The following is a 15,986-nucleotide window of genomic DNA, read 5'->3' as shown; positions in this document are numbered from 1 at the left end:
ACGCCGAACCGGGGGCCTGCCCCACCTGTTTGTGAAGGCACTCTTCTCTACCTTGAGGGTCACGGGTCCGCGAAGTCGAGAAAGTGGGGGCCTGATTCTGGGCGCCGACGTGGCTTCAGCGTCCACAGCGGACGTTCTGTGTGGGGTCGTGAGTGGTAATGAGGGTTATTGAGGGTAAGGCGAACGTGGCGTGGTGCGTGCGATCTCGGCTCGTGCCGCGGTCTGATGTCTCCAATGCGGCATTGGGGATATGACCGGCTCTCTCAACGAGGCAACAGCGCTCGCGCCAAGAGGTCAGCGCAGGCTGTGCCCCGGCGAGACGACGCCGGTCTCGTAGGCGAACACCACCGCCTGGCTGCGATTGGCCGCGCCCAGCTTCCCGAAGATGTTGCCCACATGGGTTTTGACGGTTTCGAGGCTGATCACCAGCTGAGCCGCGATGTCCACATTGGACATCCCGGTCGCGATGAGGCGCAGCACCTCGGTCTCCCGTTTCGTCAGCGACGACGGCCGGGGCGCGAGACCCGATTCCGCCGGGCGCGCGGCGACCATCCGCCGGATCGCGTCGGGGAAGAGCAGCGTCTCCCCGGCGGCGATGGTCCGGATCGCGTGCGCGAACTCCTCCTTGCGCGCCCGCTTCAGCAGGAATCCGCTCGCCCCGGCGAGAAGCGCGTCGTAGACGTAGTCGTCGTTGTCGAACGTCGTGATCACGAGGACCTTCGGCGGTTCGGGCACTTCCGCCAGCACGCGCCGGGTCGCCTCGATCCCGTCGACGCCCGGCATACGGACGTCCATCAGGACCACGTCGGGATGTGTCCGACACACCAGGTCCACCACCTCGCCGCCGTCGCCGGCCTCGCCGACCACGGTCAGGTCGGGCTGGTTGTCCAGCAGCGACCGCAGCCCGGCGCGCAGCAGCGGTTCGTCGTCGACGATCAGGACCCGCAGTGTCATGAGCGCGACCGTAGCGGGATCGTGGTCACCAGCCGCCACAGCGGTTCCCCGTCGATGGCGGGTCCCGCGATGAGCTCGCCGCGCAGCGCCTCGACCCGTTCGGTGAGACCAGGCAGCCCGTTGCCGCCGCGACCGGAGTCGGCCGTCACCTCCCGGAGCGGGTTCACGATCTCGATCCGCAGCGCGTCGGAGAGCACCGCGACCCGCACGGTCACCGGGCCGGGATGGGCGTGCCGCAGCGCGTTCGTCAGTCCTTCTTGGACGATCCGGTACGCCTCACGGGAGAGGGTCGCGGGCAATTCGGCGGCGGGCCCGGTCAGTTCGTAGTCGATCACGGCGCCGCCGGAGCGTGCCCGTTCGGCCAGCGTCGCGACCTCGACGAGCCGTCGTTCGGGCTCGCGGGACGACCTGTCCTCACGCAACAGGCCGAGGACGTGGTCGAGGTCTTCGAGCGCCATCCTCGACGACTCCTCGATGGTGCCCAGCGCCTGCCGGGCCAGCTGCGGTTGCGACTCGACCAGCTCGGCGGCCGCGGCGGCCTGGATGGTCGACGTCGTCAGGGTGTGCCCGATGGAGTCGTGCAGTTCGCGGGCCAGCCGGTTGCGCTGCTCGAAGTGGTTCGCCCGGACTTCGGCCGCGGCGACGCGTTCGGCGGCCGACGGACCCAGCAGCGCGACGGCGCTGTACTGGAAGAGCTTGGTGAAACCGATCAGGACGTACGCGATGAGAACGAGCGTGACCAGCGCGATCGGCAGCGTCCACAGCCCGCCGGTGCCGGATTCGATCGTCACCCGCTCCCCGAAGACCTCGATCGGGCTCCCGCCGCCTCCCGCCCACACCGCGGCGAACACGAAGCCGAGCATCAGGAAGGAGCCGAGGCCGAACAGCACCCAGCCGAACGCGGTGTGCACGAGCAGCCAGCCCGCCGACCGCCACCGCTCCGCCCAGGCGAGTTTCGTATGCGGCGGGGGCTGCGCGATCCGCGTGCCCAGCATCTGGTTGGAGAACCAGATACCGACCCGCCGCATCGGCCCCGGCAGCCCGGCGAGCGCGATCAGCACGCCCATCGCGAGTACGCCGTAGAGCATCTTCACCTTCGTGTCGCCAGGAATGAGGACGGCGGGGATGAGCGCGAACGGGAACGGCACCGCCGTCATCGCCATACCGAGGAAGCCGAACGGCACGCTGCGGTAACTGCCGATCCGCACCAGGGGTTTGAAGGGGTTGACCATGACCGGAACGCTATTCGGCGACGCGTGCGCGCACCTCCCACTGCGGTGCCATTTCGCGTCATCCTCAAGACCGGGCGGCCGGTCACAGCCGGTTAGCGGACGTTAGCGGCGCCCTCCTACACTCGGGCGCGTGGCTCACCGACCTTTGATCGCACCCAGCATCCTCTCCGCGGACTTCGCCCGGCTCGGCGAAGAGATCCGCGCCGTCGCGGGTGAGGGGGAAACCCGCGCGGACTGGGTCCACGTCGACGTCATGGACGCGCACTTCGTGCCGAACCTGACCCTCGGGCTTCCCGTGGTGAAGTCGCTGCTCAAGGCCACCGACGTGCCGATCGACTGCCACCTGATGATCGAGAACCCCGACAAGTGGGCCATCGGGTACGCCGAGGCGGGCGCCTACAACGTCACCGTGCACGTCGAGGCGGCGCACGACCCCGTCGCGCTGGCGAAGAACCTCCGCGCCGCCGGGGCGAAGGCCGGTCTGTCGATCAAGCCGAACACTCCGCTCGAAGACCACCTCGAGACCCTCAAGCATTACGACACGCTGCTGGTGATGTCGGTCGAGCCCGGCTTCGGCGGCCAGTCGTTCATCGCCGATGTCCTGGAGAAGGTGCGCACCGCGCGGCGCCTGGTCGACACCGGTCACCTCAAGCTCGTCGTCGAGATCGACGGCGGGATCAACGCCGACACCATCGAGCAGGCCGCCGAGGCCGGGGTGGACTGCTTCGTCGCCGGTTCCGCCGTCTACGGCGCCGAAGACCCTGGTAAGGCCGTCGCGGCGTTGCGCGAGCAGGCGGCCCGGGTCCGCGGCTGATCCCGTCTCTTGATCCGCCATCGGGTCAGGAGAAGGAATCGGACCGGATGGGTGTTGGATGAAGGGAGCACCGTTTCCAGCGACGGTGCGACCAGGAGGAGGGCAGCAGGAGTGTTCACCGGCATTGTCGAGGAACTCGGCGAGGTCACCGCGGTCGAGCAGGTACCGAACGCCGCGCGGCTGACCGTGCGGGGGCCGCTGGTGACCAGCGACGCCGGCCACGGCGACTCCATCGCGGTGAGTGGCGTGTGCCTCACCGTGGTCGCGGTGGCGGGCGGTGAGTTTACCGTCGACGTCGTGCACGAAACCCTGCAGCGCTCCAGCCTCGCGAAGGTGAACGTCGGCGACGTCGTGAACCTGGAACGCGCGACGCCGGCGGGTGGCAGGCTCGGCGGGCACATCATGCAGGGCCACGTGGACGGCACCGGCGTCTATCTCAAGCGGGACGAGCAAGGGCTCACCACGTTCGCCCTGCCCGGAAAACTGTCACGTTACGTGGTCGAGAAGGGGTCGATCGCGGTCGACGGGGTCTCCCTCACCGTCGCTTCGGTGACCGACGAGGAGTTCTCCGTCGCCCTGATCCCGACCACCCTCGAACTGACCACCCTCGGCCGTAACCAGCCGGGTGACCTGGTGAACCTCGAGGTCGACGTGGTCGCCAAGTACGTCGAGAAGCTGGCCATGCCGCACCTGCGCACGCAGGGGGACAATGGTGGCGCGGAGGAGCGGGCGTGAGTGAGACGAGTGCGATTCCGGGGTCGGCGGATCTGACCCCCTGTGGAGGCGGGGTGGCAGTGAACGCCAATGCCATCGAGGCGGCGATCGCCGATATCAAGGCGGGCCGTCCGGTCGTCGTGGTGGACGACGAGGACCGCGAGAACGAGGGTGACCTGATCTTCGCGGCGGAGAAGGCCACGCCGGAACTGATGGCCTTCATGGTGCGCTACACCTCGGGGTACGTCTGCGTGGCGCTGACCGAGGCCGAGGCGGACCGGCTCGACCTGCCGCCGATGTACCACACGAACCAGGACCAGCGCGGCACCGCGTACAGCGTCACGGTCGACGCCGCCGAGGGCATCACCACCGGTATCTCCGCGGCCGACCGGTCGCACACCGTCCGGCTGCTCGCCGACCCGGGGTCCAAGGCGTCGGACTTCCGGCGGCCCGGCCACGTGGTCCCGCTGCGGGCCAAGCAGGGCGGCGTCCTGCGGCGCCCCGGGCACACCGAAGCCGCCGTCGACCTGGCCCGCCTCGCCGGGCTTTCCCCCTCCGGCGTGCTCTGCGAGATCGTGTCGCAGAAGGACGAAGGCGACATGGCCCGCCGTGACGAACTCGAGGTCTTCGCCGCTGACCACGACCTCAAGATGATCACCATCGCCGATCTGATCGCCTACCGGCGTCGCACCGAGAAGCAGGTCGAGCGGGTCGCCGAGGCCCGCATCCCGCTGTCGGCCGGCACGTTCCGCGCGGTCGGGTACGACAGCCTGCTCGACGGCATCGAGCACATCGCCTTCGTCTACGGCGAGATCGGCGACGGCGAGGACATCCTCGTGCGCGTGCACTCCGAATGCCTCACCGGCGACGTCTTCGGCTCGCTGCGCTGCGACTGCGGCCCACAGCTGGAGGCGGCTCTCGAAGCCGTGGCCAAGGAAGGCCGCGGCGTCGTGCTCTACATTCGCGGCCACGAGGGCCGGGGCATCGGCCTGCTGCACAAACTGCAGGCCTACCAGCTGCAGGACGCCGGCGCGGACACCGTCGACGCGAACCTGCAGCTCGGCGTCCCCGCCGACGCGCGGGACTACGGCACCGGCGCGCAGATCCTGTGCGACCTCGGCGTCCGCTCGATGCGGCTGCTGACGAACAACCCGGCCAAGCGCGTCGGGCTGGAGGGCTACGGCCTGCGGGTCAGCGGCCGGGTGTCGCTGCCGATCTCGCCGAACCCGGAAAACCTGCGTTACCTCAAGACCAAACGGGACCGGATGGGGCACGACCTGTCCCAGCTGGAACATTTCGACCAGGTCGGCGCCGAGGTCGACCAGGGCAACGGAGGTGGCACGCGGTGAGCGGCGAGGGCCGTCCGGACGTCGAACTCGACCTGTCCGACTGTAAGAACATCCGGCTCGGGATCGTGGCCACACGCTGGCACACGAAGATCACGAGCGCCCTGCTGGAGCGCGCGCTCGAGGCGGCCAAGGCGGCCGACCTGGAGGAAGAACCGACGGTCGTGCGCGTCGCGGGCGCCGTCGAACTGCCCGTCGCCGCGCAGGCACTGGCCCGTACGCACGACGCGGTCGTGGCGCTGGGCGTGGTCATCCGGGGCGGGACCCCGCACTTCGAGTACGTCTGCGACGCGGTCACCGCGGGCCTGACCAGGGTGGCGCTCGACGAGAGCACCCCGGTCGGCAACGGCGTGCTCACCTGCGACACCGAACAGCAGGCCCTCGACCGGTCCGGTCTGCCGGGCTCCGTCGAGGACAAGGGCTACGAAGCGACCGTCGCCGCGCTGGACGCCGCGCACGCGCTGCGGAACCTGCGCCAGCCGTGGACCGAGCGGGGCTTCGTGTGAGCGTCGAGGCGGATGTGATGACAGAGCCCGAGATCGTGGTGGTGCGGCCCCGCCGTGCCCTGGTGATGTGCTCGGTGCTGGCGGTGCTCCTGCTGGCGACGTTCGTGGTCGTCGCGGTGCTGCTGCGCGGCTCGGACACCGGCGTGATCTTCCAGCCGTCCGACCAGGTGGCGATGATCGGCATCGGCGTCCTGCTCGCGGCGGGCACGATGCTGTTCGCGATGGCGCGCGTGAAGGCCGACGCCGACGGCATCGAGGTCCGGAACGTGCTCATGACCAAGCGGTTCGCGTGGTCGGAGGTGCTTTCGGTGAGCTTCCCGGATGGCGCTTCGTGGGCGCGGCTGGAACTGCCGGACGACGAGTACTACTCGGTCATGGCCGCGCAGGCGGTGGACCGGGAGCGGGCGGTGGCCGCGGTGCGGACGCTGCGGCGGCTGCACAAGGCGGCTTGGAACGGCTGACGGCCTTCGGTTCTCGTGAGTGGTAATGAGGGTTCTAACCGTCATTACCACTCACGAGGCTTGACCGGCTCGCTGCCAGAGTCTTGGGCCCGAGCGAGTACATGATGGCCCCCTTCCTTGCGCCAGGCGCAAGGAAGGGGGCCATCATGTACTTGGGAAGGAGGCCTTCACGGATCGGCCGCTACCCGGGCTCACCCCCAGTAGGTACCTAAACCACCGTTGGCCAGAGCCCGAATCGCCACTCACGACCACCCCCTTCATCGCGCGCGTGCGCACCCGAAAGCGACGCTCAAAGCGACAGATCCACCACGATCGGAGCGTGGTCCGAAGGGCCCTTCCCTTTCCGCGCTTCACGGTCCACATAGGAATCCGTCACCGCACCGGCCACGACGGCGTCGGCGTACACGAGGTCGATCCGCATCCCCTTGTTGTTCGGGAAGTTCCCGGCCCGGTAGTCCCAGTAGGTGAACGGGTGGTCGTACTTCAGCGGCCGTGGGAACACGTCGGACAGCCCGAGGTCCCGCAGCGCCGCGAGCGCCTTGCGTTCCGGCTCGGTCACGTGCGTCGACTCGGCGAACAAGGCGATGTCCCATACGTCCGCGTCGGTCGGCGCGATGTTGAAGTCGCCGAGCACCGCGAACGGCAGCCCGCGCGCCTGCTCTTCGCGCACCGTCGCCTCCAGCGCCGAGAGCCAGGCCAGCTTGTAGTCGTAGTGCGGGTTTCCCAGCTCACGGCCGTTCGGCACGTACACCGACCACAGCCGCAGCCCGCCGCAGGTGGCGCCGATGGCCCGCGCGTCGGTCTTGTCCTCGAAGGTGGGCTCGCCGGTCAGCCCCCGCGTCACGTCCTCCAGCCCCACCCGCGACACGATGGCGACGCCGTTCCAGCGGCCGATGCCGTACGCGGCCGTCTCGTAGCCCAGTTCCCGTACGGCGTCGACGGGGAACGCGTCGGTGCCGGATTTGAGTTCCTGCAGGCAGAGCACATCCGGCTGTACCGAGCCGAGCCAGTCCAGGACCCTCGGCAGCCGGGGCCCGATCGAGTTCACGTTCCAGGTCGCGATCCGCATGCCCGCGAGCGTCCCACATCCCACCGACACGTCCACGCGAAAGGGCCCCTGTCGCGACGGGTCACGTCGCGACAGGGGCCCGGCCGGGGTTGGAGGTCAGACCCCGGTGGTCGAGCGGATCCAGGAGCGCGCCGAAGCGACGCTGCCGTAGTTGTTGGTGCCGCGGATGTTGGAGCCGCTCTGGTTCTGCACGGTCGAAGCGACGCCGACCTGGACGCCGTTGGAGACCTGGGGGCCGCCCGAGTCGCCCTTCCACGCCGAACCGTTGATGCCGACGCTCTGGATGGCGGGGCCGCCGTAGGCGTCGGTCGAGCTGCCGGTGACACGGACGTTGGCCACCTTCAGCGCCGAGGCGGGCGGGCCGGTGGGGGTCTCACGGCCCCAGCCGTAGAGCTGGTTGGTGCTGCCGACCGACGGGTTCGAGCCGGCCAGCGGGATCGGCGTGACACCGGCGTCCGAGGCCAGGTGCAGCAGCGAGATGTCGGCGCCGTTCGGCGAGGACACCTTGCGGTCCACGGCGATCACGCGGCCGCCCTGCAGCGCGTTGCTGCCGACGCGGACCCGCATGCCGCTGCCGTCGGAGTCGAGGCAGTGCTTGGCGGTCAGGACCCAGCGCTGGGCGATGACGCTGCCCGAGCAGTTGAAGCCGTCCCACTGGCGGCCGGGGGTGTTGACGTAGATCTGGGCGCCCCAGCTCACGGTGGGGGCGGTGCCGCCGCCCACGATGTTGGGCTGGACCCCGGTCGGGGTGCCCGCGGAGGCGACCGCGCCGGCGGTCATGGTGAGGGCTGCGGCGGCGAGGGTGGCGGCGCCCAGCGTGCGAAGACGGCTCACGGTGCAGGAGTCCTTTCGAGCGTCATGAGGACGAAGAACCGAGTGAAGTGAAACTGGGACGGAAAGTAATCACCCGGTTCACCCGCTAGGAACCAACGAACGTCTGGTCCGGTCGAATACCCGACTTAGGTCGGTATGCGTAATGAAACACGGACCGGATCGTGGTAGTCGCCACCCGTACGAGGGTTAGACCATGGGGGCTCGTAAGACTGTCGGTGGGGCACCATAGGCTTGACGGTGTGGCTGACCCGACCACCTACCGTCCCTCGCCGGGGAGCATCCCGGACGCCCCTGGCGTGTACAAATTTCGTGACGCCACGAAGAGGGTCATCTACGTCGGCAAGGCGAAAAGCCTCCGAAGCAGGCTGAACTCGTACTTCGCGGACATCACCGGCTTGCACCCGCGCACGCGCCAGATGGTGACGACGGCGGCGAGCGTCGAGTGGACCGTGGTCGGTACCGAGGTCGAGGCGCTCCAGCTCGAATACAACTGGATCAAGGAGTTCGACCCGCGGTTCAACGTCCGTTACCGCGACGACAAGAGCTACCCGGTCCTCGCCGTCACGATGAACGAGGAGTTCCCCCGGCTGCACGTCTACCGCGGCGCGCGCAAGAAGGGCGTCCGGTACTTCGGGCCGTACGCGCACGCCTGGGCCATCCGCGAGACGCTCGACCTGCTGTTGCGGGTCTTCCCGGCGCGCACCTGCACGGCCGGGGTCTTCAAACGGCACGGCCAGATCGGCAGGCCCTGCCTGCTCGGCTACATCGGCAAATGCTCCGCGCCGTGCGTCGGCAAGGTCTCCGCCGACGAACACCGCGCGATCGTCGAAGACTTCTGCGACTTCCTGGCCGGCCGTACCGACGCGTTGATCCGCCGCCTGGAACAGGAAATGGCAACCGCGTCCGAAGAGCTGGAGTTCGAGCGCGCGGCCCGGCTGCGTGACGACCTCGGCGCGCTGCGGCGCGCGATGGAGAAGCAGGCCGTCGTGCTCGGAGACGGCACCGATGCCGACGTCGTCGCCTTCGCCCATGACGAGCTCGAAGCCGCGGTCCAGGTCTTCCACGTGCGTGGCGGCCGGGTCCGCGGTCAGCGCGGCTGGGTGATCGACAAGGCCGAGGAGATGGACGTCAAGGACCTCGTCGACCACTTCCTCACGCAGTTCTACGGCGAAGAGGCCGAACGCGCGGACGATCCCGACCTCGGGTCGCCGGTGCCGCGCGAGGTGCTCGTCCCCGAACTGCCCGCCGACGCCGAAGCGGTGGGCGAATGGCTTTCCGGGCTGCGCGGTTCGCGGGTCAGCCTGCGGGTGCCGCAGCGCGGGGACAAGCGCGCGCTCGCGGAGACGGTGACCCGCAACGCCGGCGAGGCGTTCACCCAGCACAAGCTGCGCCGCGCCGGGGATCTCACCGCGCGATCCGCCGCGCTGGCGGAACTGCAGGACTACCTGGCGCTGGAAACCGCGCCGCTGCGGATCGAATGCGTCGACATCAGCCACATCCAGGGCAGCGACGTCGTCGCGTCGCTGGTGGTGTTCGAGGACGGGATCCCGCGCAAGTCCGAGTACCGGCGTTTCGCGCTGCGCGAGGCCGCGGAGGAGGGCGACGTCGCCTCGATCGCCGAGGTCGTCCGCCGACGTTTTCACCGATATCTCAAGGAAAACGCCGAGGGTGCCGCCGTCGATCCGGACCGGCCGGGCATCGACCCCGACACCGGTAAACCGCGCAAGTTCGCCTACGCGCCGAACCTGCTCGTCGTCGACGGCGCGGGTCCGCAGGCCACCGCGGCCGCGGACGTCCTCTCCGAACTGGGCATCACCGACATCGCCGTGGTCGGCCTGGCGAAGCGGCTGGAAGAGGTGTGGCTGCCCGGCGATCCCGATCCGGTGATCCTGCCGCGCACCTCCGACGCGCTGTACCTGCTGCAGCGGCTGCGCGACGAGGCACACCGCTTCGCCATCCGCTACCACCGGGAGAAGCGGTCCAAGCGGTTGCAGGTGTCCGCATTGGACGGTGTGCCGGGATTGGGGCAGGCTCGCCGTACCGCGCTGATCAAGCATTTCGGCTCGGTGAAGAGACTCCGTGAAGCACGGATCGAGGAGATCGAGGCGGTGCCCGGTTTCGGCAGGCGCACCGCGGAAGCGGTCGTCGCGGCGCTCGCAGGGGAGCCCGTGGCGACGGGGGAGTCAGGGACGACGTGATCGGGGAAAGGACCATCGTGAGTGCGCAAGAAGAAGGCCGCGGTTCCGGGATGGAGGTCGCGGTCGTCTCCGGGTTGTCCGGGGCGGGCCGCAGTACCGCCGCGAAATGCCTGGAGGACCTGGGCTGGTTCGTGGTGGACAACCTGCCGCCCGAACTGATCGCCACCATGGTCGAGCTCGGCGCGCAGGCGCGGGGCGCGATCACCAAGGTCGCCGTCGTGATGGACGTGCGGTCGCGCGCGTTCACCGACGACCTGGCGTCGGTCATCAAGGATCTCGACGCCCGTGGGTACAAGCCGCGCGTGCTGTTCCTGCAGGCCACCGACGCGGTGCTGGTGCGCCGCTTCGAGGCCGTCCGCCGCGGGCACCCGATGCAGGGTGACGGCAGGCTCGCCGACGGCATCACCGCCGAGCGCACGCTCCTGGAGCCGTTGCGGGATGAGGCCGACCTCGTGCTCGACACGTCGTCGCTTTCGGTGCACGACCTGCGCGCGAAGATCGAGGACGCGTTCGGCTCCGAGTCGAGCACCCAGACTCGCGTCACCGTGCTCTCCTTCGGCTACAAGTACGGCCTGCCGATGGACGCGGACCTGGTGATGGACGTCCGGTTCCTGCCGAACCCCTTCTGGATCCCGGAACTGCGCGACCACACCGGCCTCGAGGGCGAGGTCCGCAACTACGTGCTCAGCCAGGAAGGCGCGGACGAGTTCCTCGACCGCTACCACCAGCTGCTGCGCCTGATCGGCGCCGGCTACAAGCGCGAGGGCAAGCGGTACCTGACGCTGGCCGTCGGCTGCACCGGCGGGAAGCACCGCAGCGTCGCCATTTCGGAGGAACTCGCCCAGCGTCTGTCCAATGAGGACGGTATGGCCGTGAAGGTGGTGCACCGCGACCTTGGCCGCGAGTAGCGCACCGCGCGCGGTCGCCTTGGGTGGCGGGCACGGTCTGCACGCCACCCTCACCGCGTTGCGCCGGGTGACCTCGCAGGTCACCGCCGTGGTCACCGTCGCGGACGACGGGGGCTCGTCCGGCAGGCTGCGCCGGGAACTGGGACTGCTGCCGCCGGGCGACCTGCGGCAGGCTTTCGCCGCGTTCGCCGCCGAAGACGGCGGGACCTTGTGGGCGGAGGTATTCCAGCACCGCTTCGGCGGTGACGGCGCGCTCGCCGGGCACGCGGTCGGGAATCTGTTGCTGGCCGGGTTGTTCGAGGTGCTCGGGGATCCGGTCGCCGCGCTCGACGAGGCGAGCAGGCTCATGGGGATCTCCGGCCGGGTCCTGCCGATGTCACCCGAACCGCTGGAAATCCAAGGTGAGGTTTCGGGGCTGGACGCCGAGAATCCCGAGGCGCTCAGGCGGATCCGCGGTCAGGTGGCGGTGGCGACCACGCCCGGTCAGGTGCACCGGATCAGCCTGCACCCGACGGGTCAGGCCGACAGGCCGCCGCGAGGCTGCGCGGAGGCGATCGAAGCGGTACTCGACGCGGACGTGGTGTTCCTCGGCCCAGGGTCGTGGTTCACCAGCGTGCTGCCACATCTGCTGGTGCCGGACCTGCACGACGCGCTGGTCCGGACGAAGGCCACGAAGGTCGTCATTCTCAATCTGATCCCCCAACCGGGGGAGACAGCGGGCTTCTCTCCGGAGAAGCATCTGGACGTGCTCTTCGAACACGCCCCGGAATTGCGGGTGGACGCGGTCATCGCGGACCGTGACTCGGTGCCCTCACCAGCCCGGTTACGGGAAGCGGCCGAGAGACTCGGCGCACGGGCGTTGCTGGGGGCGGTGGCTGACCCGGTCGTGACGGGGCGGCATGATCCTGATGCGCTCGCGAGCTGTATGCGAGACGCTCTGGAGTCTCACCGGGGGAGGAGCTGAAGGTATGGAGGGGCAGCGATGGCGATGACCGCCGCCGTGAAGGACGAGCTGAGCCGGCTGGAGATCACCAAGATCGGCCCGCGCCGCGCGGAGGTCGCGTCGATGCTGCGATTCGCGGGCGGGCTGCACATCGTGGCCGGCCGCGTCGTGGTGGAGGCCGAACTGGACACCGGTTCGGTGGCGAGGCGGCTGCGTAAGGAGATCCACGAACTGTACGGACACCAGTCCGACGTCCACGTCATCTCCTCCAGCGGATTGCGTAAGGGCACGCGGTACGTCGTCCGGGTGGTCAAGGACGGCGAGGGCCTCGCCCGGCAAACCGGTCTGATCGATCAGCGGGGCCGCCCGGTGCGCGGGCTGCCCGCCGCCGTCGTGTCCGGCGGTGTCGCCGACGCCGAAGCCGCTTGGCGCGGCGCGTTCCTGGCGCACGGTTCGCTCACCGAACCCGGCCGCTCGTCGTCGCTCGAAGTCACCTGCCCCGGCCCCGAGGCCGCGCTGGCGCTCGTCGGTGCCGCCCGCCGGATGGGCATCCAGGCCAAGTCGCGCGAGGTGCGCGGAGCGGACCGGGTCGTGGTGCGCGATGGCGACGCCATCGGCGCTCTGCTGACCCGGCTCGGCGCGCACACGAGTGTGCTCGCGTGGGAAGAGCGGCGGATGCGCCGCGAGGTGCGCGCCACCGCGAACCGGCTCGCGAACTTCGACGACGCCAACCTGCGGCGTTCGGCTCGCGCGGCCGTCGCTGCGGCGGCCAGGGTCGAACGGGCGCTGGACATCCTCGGCGAGTCCGCGCCGGACCACCTGCTCGCCGCGGGCAAACTGCGGCTGTCGAACCGGCAGGCCTCGCTCGAAGAACTCGGCCAGCTGTCCGAGCCGCAGATGACCAAGGACGCCGTCGCCGGCCGCATCCGCCGCCTGTTGGCGATGGCCGACAAGAAGGCGAAGGAACAGGGCATCCCGGACACCGAATCCGCCGTGACCCCGGACATGCTGGAAGAGGACGAGGCCTGAGCACGCCTCGCGTTTAGTCCTCTGAACGCGGTAGTTGCGCGTGCATCGATCGCAACTAGAGGACTAAACGCGGTGTTCGCCGAAGACGTCGCAGGTGGCCGGGTCGCCGTCGAGCGCGGCGGTGGCCAGCAGGACGGCACCCGCGGTCCACGTGGTGCGCTCGTCCGGCCAGAACTCGTCGTCCGCGAACTGATAGCCGGTCCAGTACGAACCGTCTTCGTGCCGTAGCCGGGCAACGCACGCGAGGAGTTCGGCGGCGCGGGTGCGTTCTCCGCGGGCGGCGAGGGTCAGGCAGAGTTCGGCGGTCTCCCCGCCGGTGACCCACGGTTCGTGATGCACGCAGCGCACCCCCAGCCCGGGTTCGACGAACCGGCTCCAGCCCGAGGCCAGCCGTGCCGTGGCGTCGGGGCCGGTCACCACCGAGCCCAGAACCGGGTAGTACCAGTCCATCGCGTGCGGTTTCGCGGCGAACAGTCTCGGCTCGCCGATCAGTGCCTCGCGGAGATGGCGAGCCGAGTCCCGCCAACGCGGACGGCTCAGCCCCAGCGATGCCGCGAGGGCGATCGCCTGGGTCAGCGCGTGATGGATGCTGCTGCATCCGGTGACCAGCCGGACGCCGGGATCGGCCCGCCAGGCGATGGCGCCCGACGGTTGCTGCCGCGCGAGGACGGCCTCGATGGCCTTGTCCACCACCGGCCACATCCGCTCCAGGTACGCGTGGTCTTCGCGTAGCAGAAAGTGGTGCCGGACCCCGACCGCGACGTAGGCGGTGAAATTCGTGTCCATAGTGGACGTACTGATCCCGTCGCCGCGGTACTCGGCCGCCCACGAGCCGTCGGAACGCTGGTTCCGCGCCAGCCAGTCGTAGGCGGCTTCGGCCTCGGCGTGCAGCCCCGCGACGTCCAGTCCCATGGCGGCTTCGACGTGGTTCCACGGATCGAGGTGACCGCCGGACCGCCACGGGATCCCACCGTCCGGCCGTTGCACGGCGGCGATGGTGGCCGCGGTGACCTTCACGGCTTGCGGGCGTAGACGACGAGGCTTTTGCCGACTACCGGGTTCAGCACGCGCTCGGCGAATCTCACCGGTCGAGGACTCCGCATGATGTCCCACACCAGGAACCGGTGGTACAGCGTGCAGAGCCGATGGTCTTCGTCGGGGCCGACCGCGCATTTCAGCCACCAGTAGGGCGAGTGCAACGCGTGCGCGTGATGACCACCGGTCGGCCGCAGCCCCGCTTCCCTGAGCCTGCCGAGGAGTTCCCGGCGCCGGTAGATCCGGATGTGCCCGCCCTCGACCTCGTGGTAGGAGTCCGAGAGCAGCCAGCAGATCCGCTCCGGCCACCAGCGGGGAACGGTCGCCACCATCCGGCCACCGGGCGCCAGCACGCGGCTCACCTCCGCGAGCGCCGCCCGGTCGGCGTGGAGGTGTTCCAGCGTCTCGGCCACGATCACCCGGGTGAAGGAGCCGCTCGGGAACGGAAGCCGCAACGCGTCGGCACGGACGGCCAGCGCCGACGCCGAAGGCGGTGCCTCGCCCGCCTCCGCGAGGTTGGCGAACATGTCGCGCACGTACTTCAGCGCGGTGTCGTCGAGGTCGGCGGCGACCACGTCCGCGCCGCGTTTGTAGGCCTCGTACGCGTGCCGTCCGTCCCCGCAGCCGAGGTCGAGAACCCGGTCGCCGGGGCCGACGGGGAACCGGTCGAAATCGACGGTCAGCACTTGGCACGCTCCTGCCTGAGAAGGCGCCGGTAGTGCGCGGCGGTCTCCTCGGCGGTACGCCGCCAGCTCAACGCCCGCGCCGTTTTCAGCCCCCGGGCCGCGAGATCGGCACGCAGGTGTTCGTCGCCGAGGACCTTGCTGAGGACCTCCGCGAGCGCGGGCGCGTCACCCGGCGGCACGAGGATTCCCGCGTCACCCACGACTTCGGGAAGGGCCCCGCCGGTCGTCGCGACCACCGGGGTGCCACAGGCCATCGCTTCGACGGCCGGCAGCGAGAACCCCTCGAACAGCGAAGGCACACAGGCGATCTCGGCCGAGCAGAGCAAGCGCGCCAGTTCGTCGTCGCTCAGTCCGGTGACGAAGCGGACGTCGGCGCCGGGGCCGAGCCTGGCGAGCGCCCGCGCGGCCGGGCCGTCCGGTTTCGGTTTGCCCACGATCACCAGTTCGCCGTCGATCCGGTCCCAGGCCGCCAGAAGGTGTTCGAGTCCTTTCAACGGTTCGTCGGCGCTGGCGGTGGCCACCACCCGGCCCGGCACGCGCTCGATTTCCGGCCGTGGCCTGAAGAATCGCGTGTCCGCGGCGAGCGGGACGACGTGGATCCGCTCCTGAAGTACGCCCATCTCACGGCTGATCGCGGCGCGGGAGGCCTGTGACACGGTCAGCGTGGGGAGCCGCCGCGCGACGCGGTGCTGCATGTCGACGAAGCCGTACCACCGCTTGACCTTCGTGGCTTCCCGGCCGGTGACGGTGGCGAGTTTCAGGTCCCGATCCACGGCGATCGGATGGTGGACGGTGACGACGGTGGGAAGTCCACAATGGAGCGTTCCATAGCCGAGACCTTGGTTGTCATGGACGATATCGAACTCGCCCCGGCGCTTCGCGAGATGACGGGCGACACGCAGGGAGAACGCCAGCGGTTCCGGGAAACCGCCGCGTCGCATGCCGAGGAACTCGACCCACGACGGCAGGTCACGCAGTTCTCGCGGCCGCGGGGTCCGGAACGGATCCGGCTCCGCGAACAGGTCGAGCCCCGGAATCTTCGTCAACCGCACGCCGTCATCGACCTCCGGATAAGGCGGCCCGGACAGGACCTCGACCCGATGTCCCAGTGCGGCGAGTTCGCGGCTCAAGTGCCGGACGTACACCCCTTGACCGCCGCTGCGAGGATTTCCCCGGTAGGTCAGGAGCGCGATCCGCAGCGCGCTCACCGCTCACTCCCTGGCGCCCCAGTATTCGAGCTGCGCACGGATCTTCCGG

The 15,986-nt window shown here is 69.6% G+C and carries 16 protein-coding genes; 9 read left to right on the top strand and 7 right to left on the bottom strand.

Going from position 1 to position 15,986, the window contains the following annotated elements:
• Positions 1–294 precede the first annotated feature (294 nt).
• Together ACZ54P_RS38660 and ACZ54P_RS38655 are read right to left on the bottom strand one after the other, a co-directional pair.
• The gene (locus ACZ54P_RS38660; protein WP_465466576.1) at positions 295–954 is read right to left on the bottom strand and encodes a response regulator transcription factor; all 660 of its coding nucleotides are present in this window, start codon (positions 952–954) and stop codon (positions 295–297) included.
• Positions 951–2,186: a sensor histidine kinase gene (locus tag ACZ54P_RS38655; RefSeq protein WP_465466575.1), complete on the bottom strand. Its 1,236-nt coding sequence runs from the start codon at positions 2,184–2,186 to the stop codon at positions 951–953. Before ACZ54P_RS38655 ends, ACZ54P_RS38660 begins: the two co-directional genes overlap by 4 nt.
• Before the next feature lie 145 nt (positions 2,187–2,331).
• Here ACZ54P_RS38655 and rpe point away from each other — a divergent pair, with 145 nt between their 5' ends.
• The 5 genes from rpe to ACZ54P_RS38630 all read left to right on the top strand — a co-directional run bounded on the left by rpe (position 2,332) and on the right by ACZ54P_RS38630 (position 6,027).
• Entirely contained in the window at positions 2,332–3,000 is a 669-nt protein-coding gene (gene rpe / locus ACZ54P_RS38650) for a ribulose-phosphate 3-epimerase (protein ID WP_465466607.1), read from the top strand.
• A gap of 111 nt (positions 3,001–3,111) precedes the next feature.
• Entirely contained in the window at positions 3,112–3,735 is a 624-nt protein-coding gene (locus ACZ54P_RS38645; RefSeq protein WP_037320883.1) for a riboflavin synthase, read from the top strand.
• Between the two features lie 53 nt (positions 3,736–3,788).
• Positions 3,789–5,063: a bifunctional 3,4-dihydroxy-2-butanone-4-phosphate synthase/GTP cyclohydrolase II gene (locus ACZ54P_RS38640; RefSeq protein WP_465466606.1), complete on the top strand. Its 1,275-nt coding sequence runs from the start codon at positions 3,789–3,791 to the stop codon at positions 5,061–5,063.
• Positions 5,060–5,566, top strand: coding sequence for a 6,7-dimethyl-8-ribityllumazine synthase (ribH, locus tag ACZ54P_RS38635; protein ID WP_034311710.1), 507 nt, complete (start codon positions 5,060–5,062; stop codon positions 5,564–5,566). Before ACZ54P_RS38640 ends, ribH begins: the two co-directional genes overlap by 4 nt.
• Before the next feature lie 17 nt (positions 5,567–5,583).
• A complete protein-coding gene (locus ACZ54P_RS38630) occupies positions 5,584–6,027 on the top strand; it encodes a PH domain-containing protein (protein WP_465466574.1) in 444 nt (147 codons plus the stop codon).
• A 289-nt stretch (positions 6,028–6,316) separates the two neighbouring features.
• Here ACZ54P_RS38630 and ACZ54P_RS38625 read toward each other — a convergent pair whose 3' ends face one another.
• The gene (locus ACZ54P_RS38625; protein WP_465466573.1) at positions 6,317–7,096 is read right to left on the bottom strand and encodes an exodeoxyribonuclease III; all 780 of its coding nucleotides are present in this window, start codon (positions 7,094–7,096) and stop codon (positions 6,317–6,319) included.
• 96 nt (positions 7,097–7,192) lie between these two features.
• A complete protein-coding gene (locus ACZ54P_RS38620; protein WP_465466572.1) occupies positions 7,193–7,930 on the bottom strand; it encodes a S1 family peptidase in 738 nt (245 codons plus the stop codon).
• 239 nt (positions 7,931–8,169) lie between these two features.
• Between ACZ54P_RS38620 and uvrC the strand changes: the two genes are divergently transcribed.
• The 4 genes from uvrC to whiA are packed head-to-tail and all read left to right on the top strand — an operon-like array spanning position 8,170 to position 13,008.
• Entirely contained in the window at positions 8,170–10,128 is a 1,959-nt protein-coding gene (gene uvrC / locus ACZ54P_RS38615) for an excinuclease ABC subunit UvrC (protein ID WP_465466571.1), read from the top strand.
• Positions 10,129–10,178: 50 nt separating this feature from the next.
• Positions 10,179–11,036: an RNase adapter RapZ gene (gene rapZ, locus ACZ54P_RS38610; RefSeq protein WP_465466605.1), complete on the top strand. Its 858-nt coding sequence runs from the start codon at positions 10,179–10,181 to the stop codon at positions 11,034–11,036.
• Positions 11,023–12,000, top strand: coding sequence for a gluconeogenesis factor YvcK family protein (locus ACZ54P_RS38605; protein WP_465466570.1), 978 nt, complete (start codon positions 11,023–11,025; stop codon positions 11,998–12,000). Before rapZ ends, ACZ54P_RS38605 begins: the two co-directional genes overlap by 14 nt.
• Before the next feature lie 18 nt (positions 12,001–12,018).
• Positions 12,019–13,008: a DNA-binding protein WhiA gene (whiA, locus tag ACZ54P_RS38600; protein WP_034311722.1), complete on the top strand. Its 990-nt coding sequence runs from the start codon at positions 12,019–12,021 to the stop codon at positions 13,006–13,008.
• Positions 13,009–13,071: 63 nt separating this feature from the next.
• Here the strand turns inward: whiA and ACZ54P_RS38595 are convergent, their stop codons facing one another.
• The 3 genes from ACZ54P_RS38595 to ACZ54P_RS38585 are packed head-to-tail and all read right to left on the bottom strand — an operon-like array spanning position 13,072 to position 15,937.
• Entirely contained in the window at positions 13,072–14,025 is a 954-nt protein-coding gene (locus ACZ54P_RS38595; protein ID WP_465466569.1) for a prenyltransferase, read from the bottom strand.
• Entirely contained in the window at positions 14,022–14,729 is a 708-nt protein-coding gene (locus tag ACZ54P_RS38590) for a class I SAM-dependent methyltransferase (protein ID WP_465466568.1), read from the bottom strand. Before ACZ54P_RS38590 ends, ACZ54P_RS38595 begins: the two co-directional genes overlap by 4 nt.
• Positions 14,723–15,937 carry a glycosyltransferase family 4 protein gene (locus tag ACZ54P_RS38585; RefSeq protein ID WP_465466567.1) on the bottom strand — a complete coding sequence of 405 codons (1,215 nt, stop codon included), beginning with the start codon at positions 15,935–15,937 and terminating at the stop codon, positions 14,723–14,725. The genes ACZ54P_RS38590 and ACZ54P_RS38585 overlap by 7 nt, the downstream gene beginning before the upstream one ends.
• Between the last annotated feature and the right edge of the window lie 49 nt (positions 15,938–15,986).

This window comes from Amycolatopsis sp. NPDC034160 (genome assembly GCF_055575355.1).
Note: the sequence above shows the minus strand (reverse complement) of the source record. Positions and strands in the feature narration are given on the sequence as shown.

Bases quoted from the DNA above. Each gene is read 5' to 3' on its own strand.
- ACZ54P_RS38660 (WP_465466576.1), bottom strand. From the start codon at position 954: ATGACACTGCGGGTCCTGATCGTCGACGACGAACCGCTGCTGCGCGCC.
- ACZ54P_RS38655 (WP_465466575.1), bottom strand. From the start codon at position 2,186: ATGGTCAACCCCTTCAAACCCCTGGTGCGGATCGGCAGTTACCGCAGC.
- ACZ54P_RS38630 (WP_465466574.1), top strand. From the start codon at position 5,584: ATGACAGAGCCCGAGATCGTGGTGGTGCGGCCCCGCCGTGCCCTGGTG.
- ACZ54P_RS38625 (WP_465466573.1), bottom strand. From the start codon at position 7,096: ATGCGGATCGCGACCTGGAACGTGAACTCGATCGGGCCCCGGCTGCCG.
- rapZ (WP_465466605.1), top strand. From the start codon at position 10,179: ATGGAGGTCGCGGTCGTCTCCGGGTTGTCCGGGGCGGGCCGCAGTACC.
- whiA (WP_034311722.1), top strand. From the start codon at position 12,019: ATGGCGATGACCGCCGCCGTGAAGGACGAGCTGAGCCGGCTGGAGATC.